Origin of the sequence: Bifidobacterium biavatii DSM 23969 (assembly GCF_000741165.1) — a bacterium.
Taxonomy (GTDB): Bacteria; Actinomycetota; Actinomycetes; order Actinomycetales; family Bifidobacteriaceae; genus Bifidobacterium; species Bifidobacterium biavatii.
Map to the genome: position 1 here is coordinate 1 of NZ_JGYN01000050.1, position 9,107 is coordinate 9,107.

A 9,107-nucleotide genomic window follows, 5' to 3' on the forward strand; every position below is an offset into this window, starting at 1 on the left:
CGAGGCGACCGTGCTCGACAACGGCCTGCTGCGCGTTCGCGTCGAGGCCGACGGCACCGTCTCGTCGATGGTCGACCTCGCCTCGCGGCGCGAACTTGTGCCCGCCGGCACGCGCCTCGGCCGCTACGAGCTGCTCAAGGACGAACCGTTCCACTGGGACGCCTGGGACATCCAGCGCGACGCGTTCCTCACTGCGAGCGGGCTCGACGACGCCACGGTCGACGGCGTGGAGACCACGGCCGACGGCAGCGCGATCGTCAGCGTCGTCACCAAGGCGCCGAACGTCGCCATCCGCACACGCATCACGCTGCGGCCCGGCGCGAACACGCTCGACTTCAACGCCGACGTGGACTGGCGCACCGCCGAGCAGTTCCTCAAGGTCGACGTGCCCGTCTCGGTGCAGGCCGTCAACGCGCAGTACGAATGCCAGTACGGCATGGTCGAGCGCCCGATCAACAAGAACACGCGCTCCGACGACGCCAAGTTTGAAAGCTGCACGCACCGCTTCGTGCGCATCGCCGACTCCGGCTACGCGGCCGCCGTCGTCAACGCGTCCACGTACGGCTCCGACGTGAGCCCCATCCACGAGGATGCGGCCCACGGCACCGGCCGCGGCACGATGATCCGCCTGTCGCTGCTCTCCGCGCCGCTCTACCCGGACCCGCGCACCGACCAGGGCGAGCATTCGTTCGCGTGGAGCGTGGTCGCCGACGCGCGCATGGACGCCGTGCTTGCCGAAGCTTCGCGCCTGAACAGCCCGGTCGTGGGCGAACTGCCCGCGATCACGCCGCTCGTGTCGCTGGCCGACGTGACCGGCGCTCCCGTGCTCGACTGGGTCAAGCTCGCCGACGACGGCTCCGACGATCTCGTCGTGCGCCTGTACGAGGCCGCTGGCGGCAACGCTACGGCCACGCTGCGGCTTGACAGCGCACTCGCCGGCGCGAGCGTCGAGGAAACGACCATTATGGAGGAGCCGGGTCTGCCCGAGGACCTGCCGCGCGCGCTTGCCGCCGGCGACGGTCCGGTGCTAGCCGAGGGCGCGGCGATCGCGCTCGCCCCGTTCCAGCTGGTCACGTTGCGTATCCGCCGATAACCACGGTGCTGCGATATTAGGTGAGCCCCCATGCCGATGGCGTGGGGCTCACCGCGTTATGGGGCCTGGCGGCCGGGGTCTTCACCGATTCCGTGACCGGGAGCGTGACAGGGGAGTGAACCCGGCGTGATGAGCAATCCGCCAAATCGTTGAAAATCAAGGGATTTGGAACGAACTATGATTATCCCATCCGCTCCCGGTCACGCTCCGCGGCGAGGGAAGCAAGCGGCACGCACTTCAAAGTGAGAAGGCCGGCAGGTTACGACACGCCGTATGACGACACGCGGGGGAGCTGGTTTGCAAACGCACAGCGGTCGTGTTATTCTCTAACTAAATCGCTTTAGTAACCGGCGATAGACCACGACGGTCTACTAAATCGCTTTAGTCTCAGCGAAGAGCAGAACCACAACAGAGGAGAGCCATGCTGCTGAAAGTCAATCGCGAGATCGACCGCTGCAAGCGCGTCATGCGCGAGCGCGTCTGGCCGCACATCCACCGCACACTGGCGCAGTGCACCGTCGGCGCCGTCATGAACCCGGGCGAGCCGGAGATGCCGGCCGCGTTCATCACCCGCGCCGTGTCCGGACAGGTCGACTTCAAGCCGCTCGCCGTCGGCGAGCCGTGGGGCACCTCCTGGGGTACCACGTGGATGCGCGTCGAAGGCCAGCTGCCCGCCGACCTGCCGGAAGGCCTCGCCATCGAACTTGTCTTCAACCTCGGCTGGCTCGAATGGCCGGTCGGCGGTCACATCGAGGCGCTGGCCTACCGCGCCGACGGCACCGTCATCAAGGCCCTGCACCCGCGCAACCACTGGATGCCGCTCGTCAAGGCTGACGGCACGCGTGACGCTGTCGTCAACCCGGACGGCTCCTTCGTCATCTACGTCGAGGGCGCGTACAACCCGAACGTCCCGTCGTTCACTGTCACCGAACTGGGCACCAAGCCCACCGGCAAGGCCGACGAGCGCTACGAGTTCAGCTCCATCGATATCGCCGCGCTCGACCAGGACATGTTCGACTACTGGGCCGACCTCGACGTGATCACCGGCTCGCTCGAAAACATGAGCGACGCCGACCCGCGCTACTGGAAGCTCGCCAAGGCCATGCAGCGCTCCATCAACCTGTGGGACGAAAAGGACTACGCCACGCTCGAGCCGGCCCGCAAGGCCCTCGACAAGGTGATGGCCTCCCCGGCCAACGCCTCCGCGATGACCCTGACCGCGATGGGCCACTCGCACATCGACTCCGCATGGCTGTGGCCGGTGCGCGAAACCGAGCGCAAGGTCGGCCGCACCGTCTCCAACGCCCTCGCCCTGATGGACATCGATCCGAACTTCACCTACGTGATGAGCGCCGCCCAGCACTTCGCCTGGCTTGAGGAACGCCACCCCGACCTGTTCGAGCGCGTCAAGGCCCGCATCAAGGAAGGCCGCTTCATCCCGGTCGGCGGCATGTGGGTCGAGTCCGACGGCACCATGCCGTGCGGCGAATCCCTCATCCGCCAGATCTCCTACGGCAAGCGCTACTTCAAGGAGAAGCTCGGCGTCGTCCCGAACGGCATCTGGCTGCCGGATAGTTTTGGATACACCGGCGCCTGGCCGCAGATCGCCAAGCGTTCCGGCTACTCGTGGTTCCTCACCCAGAAGCTGTGCTGGAACGACACCACCCGCCTGCCGCACCACTCGTTCATGTGGGAGGGCGTCGATGGCTCGCAGATCTTCACGCACTTCCCGCCGGCCGACAAGTACGATTCCGACATGTCCGGCCACGACATGGCGTACGTGCAGCGTAACTACAAGGACAAGGACACCTCCGACCGCGGCATCCTGCTGTTCGGCTACGGCGACGGCGGCGGCGGCCCGATCCGCGAGATGGCGATGCGCGAGCACCGCTTCGAGAACTTCGAAGGCATGCCGAAGGTCGAATACGGCACCCCGGACGACTTCTTCGCCAAGGCTGAATCCGAGATGAAGGCCGAGGCCGGCGACGAAATGCCGCGCTGGAAGGGCGAGTTCTACTTCGAGCTGCACCGCAAGACCCTCACCTCCCAGCAGGAGATGAAGCGCGGCTGCCGCAAGACCGAATCCGCACTGCGCGCCGTCGAATACCTCGGCACGCTCGCCACGCTCGAAGCGGACGGCTACACCTTCCCGCAGGCCGACATCGACCGCATCTGGAAGACGCTGCTCCTGAACCAGTTCCACGACATCCTGCCCGGCTCCGCGATCGAATGGGCGCACCGCGTCGCCCGCGAAGACTACGCCCGCGACCTGAAGCGCTTGCACGAGATCGCGCAGGAAGCCGTCGAGGCGCTCGCCGCCGCCAACCCGGACGCCGCGCGCATCGCCAAGGCCCGCATCAGCCAGTTCGCCGAAGTCGGCTCGTGGACGCCGGCCAGCGTGGACGCCGAGGGTGAGCCGGTCGCGATCGAACGCCACGACGACGGCACCGTCACGCTCGACAACGGCCTGCTGCGCGCGCACATCGCCGCCAACGGCACCGTCGACTCGCTGGTCGACCTCAAGACCGGCCGCGAAATGGTCGCCAAGGACGCCTCGCTCGGCCGCTACGAGATCCTCAAGGACGAGCCCGGCGTGTTCGACGCCTGGGACGTGGAGCGCGACGCGTTCCTGTGCGCCACCCCGCTCGAGGACGGTTCGATCGAATCGGTCGAAACCGCCGCCGACGGCTCCGCCGTGATCCGCACCGCGAACGCCTTCCGCACCGACCGTATCGCCACGACGATCACCCTGCGCCCAGGCAAGAGCCAGCTCGACTTCCACGCAGACGTCGACTGGAACGTGCCCGAGAAGCTGCTCAAGGTCGACGTGCCGATGGCCCTGACCGCCACCCGCGCCCAGTACGAGTGCCAGTACGGTCTCATCGAACGCCCGATCGTCAAGAACACCGAAGGCGACGAGGCGATGTTCGAAAGCTGCTCGCACCGCTTCGTGCGCATCCACGACTCGTCCTACGGCATCGGCGTGGCCAACGGCTCGACCTACGGCTCCGACGTGAACTCGCTGCGCGACAACGACGGCGCGATCGCCGGCACGATGGTCCGCCTGTCGCTCGTCGCCGCGCCGACCGCGCCGGACCCGCGCACCGACATCGGCCGCCACGAGTTCGACTGGACCGTGCTGCCGTGCGCCGAAGTCGCGCCGCTCGTCGCCGCGGCCGGGGAGATCAACGCCCCGGTGATCGACGACATGCCCGCCATCGGCTCGCCGGTCACGATCGAGGCGACGGAAGGCACGCCGGTCATCGACTGGATCAAGCTCGCCGACGACGGCTCGGGCGACGTGATCGTCCGCCTGTACGAGGCGGCCGGCGCTAAGGCCGAAGCCGCTCTGCACGCCGACGGCCCGCTCGCCGGCTGGCAGGTGCGCGAGACCAACACGCTCGAGCAGGACGAATCCTACGCGGACGAACCCGCCGGACTCGTCGGCGGCAAGCAGGCGGCCGAAGGCGCCAAGCTCGCGCTCAAGCCGTTCCAGCTGACCACGCTGCGACTGTCCCGCGACTAGTCCCGGCGCGCGGTACAAGATTTCGGTTCCGGGCCGCCCAATTCCGGCCCGGAACCGGCACAACCAATCAATCCAATCAACCAACAATCACAACCACATAACTCAACAATCAACCCGATCCGCGACGCGTTTTCGCCGCGGGTTTCACCCAGCGCGGCCGTTTGCCGGCTGCATCACAACAAGCGTTTCGACGAAGAAACATCACATAAGGAAAAAGGAGAACACCCCATGAAGGGAACCATCAAGAAGGCCGTGGCACTCGGCGCGGCGATCGCCATGATGGGCGGCCTGGCCGCCTGCGGCACCAGCTCGTCGAGCGGCACCACCGAACTGAAGTTCCAGACCTGGAACCTCAAGAACGACAAGTTCACCTCCTACTTTGAGGATCTCATCGCCCAGTTCGAGAAGGACAACCCGGGCGTCAAGATCAAGTGGGTCGACCAGCCGGCCGACAACTACGAGGACAAGCTGTCCACCGACGCCGCCGCGGGCGAGCTGCCCGACGTGGTCGACATGGGCCCGGAGCCGGCCTACACGCTGGCCAAGGCCGGCGTGCTACTCAACCTCGCCGACGCCGCTCCGGAAGCCGAAAAGGACTTCCTGCCGGCCGCATGGTCCGCCGCCACCTTCAAGGGTACCGACCTCGAGGAAGGCACCTACGGCTTCCCGTGGTACCTCAACTCCGGCCCGACCTTCTACAACAAGGCCGTGCTGTCCGAATGCGGCATCACCGTCGACCCGAAGAACCCGCCGACCAAGCAGGACGACATCTTCGCCATGGCCGACACCTTCGGCAAGAAGTGCGGCGGCAAGTACGCGCTGACCTCCGGCATCCCGTCCATCCAGGACTTCGGCATGTACGGCGTGCAGCTCATGAACGACGACCACACCGAGTTCACGTTCAACAACGAGAAGGGCGTCGAGTTCGTCCAGCACTACATCGACATGTACAACGCGGGCGCGTTCACCGACGACATGCTCAACAGCTCCACCTCCGGTGAGTCCAAGAGCTTCAACGGTGGCTCGCAGGCGTTCATGAACGGCAACGCGTACAGCGTCGACGACATCCGCAAGAACGCCCCGAAGGTGTTCGAGAACCTCGCCATCACTAACTTCATCGCCAACACCAAGCCGAACATGTTCATGGAGATGCTCACCGTGAACGCCACCAGCAAGCACCAGGACCTGGCCATCAAGTTCGCCCGCTTCGTGACCAACTCCGACAACCAGCTCGCGTTCGACAAGAAGGCCAACGTGTTCCCGTCCTCCAACGGCACCATCGACGACGACTTCTTCAACCCGTCCGACGACACGATGGACGCCGAGGCCATGCGCATGTCCGCCGACCAGATCCGCAAGGGTGAGATCTGGGGCCCGCCGCAGTTCACCTCCGCCTGCTCCACCATGCTGCGCGAGGAGATCGCCCAGGCGCTGCAGGGCAAGATCACCGCGAAGGAAGCCCTCGACGCGACCGTCAAGTACTGCAACGAGCGCATCTAAGCGACAAGCGCGATAAGCGAAATCCGTAAGGAACCCCCAACATGGCAAAAACCAAGACCAAGAAGCGCGGCGGCGTCGCCGCCGCGCAGGGGGTCGATCCCCGCTCCAGCGGCCGCATCGTCCCCTGGCTGTTCGTCCTCCCCCCGATCCTGTGGATCTGCACCTTCTCGCTGATCCCGTTCTTCAACACGATCCGCCTGTCGTTCACCGACTCCACGCTGCTCAAGCCCGGCAAGTTCGTAGGGCTCCAGAACTACGTGAACATGTTCACCGACCGGCGCTTCCAGACCGCGTTCTTCAACTCGTCCCTGTACGTGGTGTGCATCGTCCCGTTCATGGTGATCCTGCCGCTCATGCTCGCCGCGCTCGTCGCCGAGAAGACGCGCATCATGAACTTCTTCCGCACCGCCTTCTACACGCCGGTCATCATGTCCAGCGTCGTCGTCGGCCTCCTGTGGACCAACATCCTCGACAAGGACGGTCTGCTCAACGGCACGTTCAAGGCCCTCAAGTGGATCAGCACCCCGATCCCGTTCCTCACCGACCGCTGGCTGTTGCTGTTCAGCGCTATGGCCGTGACCATCTGGAGCGGCCTCGGCTACTACATGCTCATCTACTTGGCCAACATCGCCAACATCGACGGCACCCTGTACGAAGCCGCCTCCATCGACGGCTGCGGCGGCATCCGCCAGTTCTTCCACGTGACCCTTCCCGGCTGCCGCGTGACGATGATCCTCGTCATGCTCCTCAGCTCCATGTCCGCGTTCCGCGTCTTCGGCGAGATCTACATGCTCTCCGGCGGCTCGGGCGGCGTGGGCGGCGCCGATCTGACGATGACCATGCTCATCAAGCAGGAAGGCACCGGCATCAACGCCCGCACCGGCTACTCCGGCGCGCTCGGCATGGTCATGTTCGTGGTCCTCGGCTGCATCATCGGCATCGAATGGATCGTCCAGCGTAGGAGCGAAGACTGATGGCAACCAAAGCAGTGATGGAAAACAAGTACAACCACTACACGCCCGGCAAGATCGTGCGCATCATCGTGCTGCTCGCCCTACTGCTCTTCCTCGCGGCCCCGCTGCTGTGGCAGATCTCGCTCGCGTTCAAGGGCCCCAAGGACGACATGTACGCCGCGCCGTACCTGATCCCCGTCGACCCGACCATCGACAACTTCGTCCAGGTGTTCAAGCGCCTGCCGATCCTGTTCTACGTGGGCAACACGCTCATCGTCGCAGCCCTGAACATCGGCGGCAACATCATCTCCGGATGCTTCGCCGGCTACTCGCTGGCCCTCCTGCGCTTCAAGGGCAAGGGGCTGGTCATCGGCCTGCTGTTCCTGTCGATGCTGGTGCCCGGCGAAACGATCCTCATCTCGCAGTTCCTCATCATCCGCAACCTCGACCTGCAGAACAACCTGATCGGCGTGGCCCTGCCCGGCCTAGTCAGCTCCATGAACATCCTCCTGTTCATGAACGCGTTCAACGCGATCCCGCGCGAAATGATCGAGGCGGCAGAAGTGGACGGCGCGAACATCTGGCAGCGCTTCTGGCGCATCTGCGTGCCGCAGGTCAAGGGCACGATGGCGCTCGTCGGCATCTTCTCCTTCATGGGCTCGTGGAACGACTTCCTCTGGCCGCTCATCGTGCTCACCGACGACTCGCACTACACGCTCACGCTCGGCATGAGCCGCCTGCAGGGCACCTTCGTGTCCGACCCGCGCGTCGTCGCCGCCGGCACCATCGTCGCCCTCATCCCGATCATGATCTTCTTCCTGGTCTTCCAGCGCTACATCTTCAACGGCCTGGAAGCCGGATCGGTCAAGGAATAACCACGGAGCACACACCATGAAATTCGGAGTCAACTACACGCCCTCCGGCGAATGGTTCTACTCATGGCTCAACCCCGACTGGAACGCGATCCGCCGCGACCTCGAGCAGATCGCCGACCTCGGCGCCGACCACGTGCGCGTCTTCCCGCTGTGGACCCTGCTGCAGCCGAACCGCACGTGGATCAACCCCAAGGCCCTCGCCGACCTCCGCCGCATGGTGGAGATCGGCGGCGAAGCCGGGCTCGACGTCTACGTGGACGTCATCCAGGGACACCTGTCGAGCTTCGACTTCGTACCCTCCTGGCTCGTCTCCTGGCACGACGCGAGCATGTTCGCCGACGAGCCGGCCATCGAAGCCCAGTGCGACCTGGTGAAGGCCATCTACGGCGCGCTCGCCGACGTCAAGGCGTTCGCCGGACTCACGCTCGGCAACGAGTGCAACCAGTTCACCGATCGCACGCACCCGCGCCGCATGTTCGCCACGCCCGACCAGATTGGCGTATGGCTCGACCGGCTCATCGGCTCGGTCGAAAGCCGCGCCCACGAGGACGGCCGCGTGGTCCTGCACAGCGAGAACGACGCCGTCTGGTACATGGACGGCCACGCGTTCCGTCCGCAGTACGCCTCCCGCAAGGGCGACATCACCACCGTGCACTCGTGGGTGTTCAACGGCACCGGCCAGCATTACGGCCCGATGTCGCTCGAAAGCACACACCACGCCGCATGGCTCGTCGAACTGTCGAAGGCGTTCGCCTCCGACCCGCACCGCCCGGTGTGGGTGCAGGAGATCGGCGCCCCCGGCAATGTGGTCGCCCCCGAGGACGCCCCCGCGTTCTGCCGCGAATCGGTCGAGGCCATCGAGGACTGCCCGGACGTGTACGGCATCACCTGGTGGTGCTCGCACCGCATCCCGAAGACGTTCTCAGACTTCCCGTTCTTCGAGCACGAACTCGGCCTGTTCGACGTGGACGGCACGCTCACCGACGTGGGGGAGGCGTTCCGCGACGCCATCCGCTCCGCAAAGGAAGCCACTCCGGCCCCCGCGCCGCGCACCACGGCCATCGCCATCCCTGTCGACGGGCAGGGCGACCCGACACTGCGCGCCGCGCTCGCCCCGGCCGGCTCCGTGTTCGAGGCGTGGATGGGCCTGACCCGCCAGG

The 9,107-nt window shown here is 65.6% G+C and carries 6 protein-coding genes; all 6 read left to right on the forward strand.

What is annotated here, in order from left to right:
- Positions 1–1,093, forward strand: a 1,093-nt coding sequence (locus tag BBIA_RS12910) for a glycoside hydrolase family 38 C-terminal domain-containing protein (RefSeq protein ID WP_035138536.1), incomplete at its 5' end; no start/stop codon positions are given.
- A gap of 421 nt (positions 1,094–1,514) precedes the next feature.
- Entirely contained in the window at positions 1,515–4,619 is a 3,105-nt protein-coding gene (locus BBIA_RS12915; RefSeq protein WP_035138539.1) for an alpha-mannosidase, read from the forward strand.
- 228 nt (positions 4,620–4,847) lie between these two features.
- The gene (locus tag BBIA_RS12920; RefSeq protein WP_033496212.1) at positions 4,848–6,119 is read left to right on the forward strand and encodes an ABC transporter substrate-binding protein; all 1,272 of its coding nucleotides are present in this window, start codon (positions 4,848–4,850) and stop codon (positions 6,117–6,119) included.
- Positions 6,120–6,160: 41 nt separating this feature from the next.
- Positions 6,161–7,093, forward strand: a complete 933-nt coding sequence (locus tag BBIA_RS12925) for a carbohydrate ABC transporter permease (protein ID WP_033496214.1) — start codon at positions 6,161–6,163, stop codon at positions 7,091–7,093.
- Positions 7,094–7,110: 17 nt separating this feature from the next.
- On the forward strand, positions 7,111–7,947 hold the full coding sequence (locus tag BBIA_RS12930; RefSeq protein WP_033496253.1) for a carbohydrate ABC transporter permease: 837 nt from the start codon (positions 7,111–7,113) through the stop codon (positions 7,945–7,947).
- 16 nt (positions 7,948–7,963) lie between these two features.
- On the forward strand, positions 7,964–9,107 hold a 1,144-nt coding region (locus BBIA_RS12935), incomplete at its 3' end, for a glycoside hydrolase 5 family protein (protein ID WP_035138540.1).

What these genes read in the sequence shown, in the direction of transcription:
- BBIA_RS12915 (WP_035138539.1), top strand. Translation starts at nt 1,515, where the DNA reads ATGCTGCTGAAAGTCAATCGCGAGATCGACCGCTGCAAGCGCGTCATG.
- BBIA_RS12920 (WP_033496212.1), top strand. Translation starts at nt 4,848, where the DNA reads ATGAAGGGAACCATCAAGAAGGCCGTGGCACTCGGCGCGGCGATCGCC.
- BBIA_RS12925 (WP_033496214.1), top strand. Translation starts at nt 6,161, where the DNA reads ATGGCAAAAACCAAGACCAAGAAGCGCGGCGGCGTCGCCGCCGCGCAG.
- BBIA_RS12930 (WP_033496253.1), top strand. Translation starts at nt 7,111, where the DNA reads ATGGAAAACAAGTACAACCACTACACGCCCGGCAAGATCGTGCGCATC.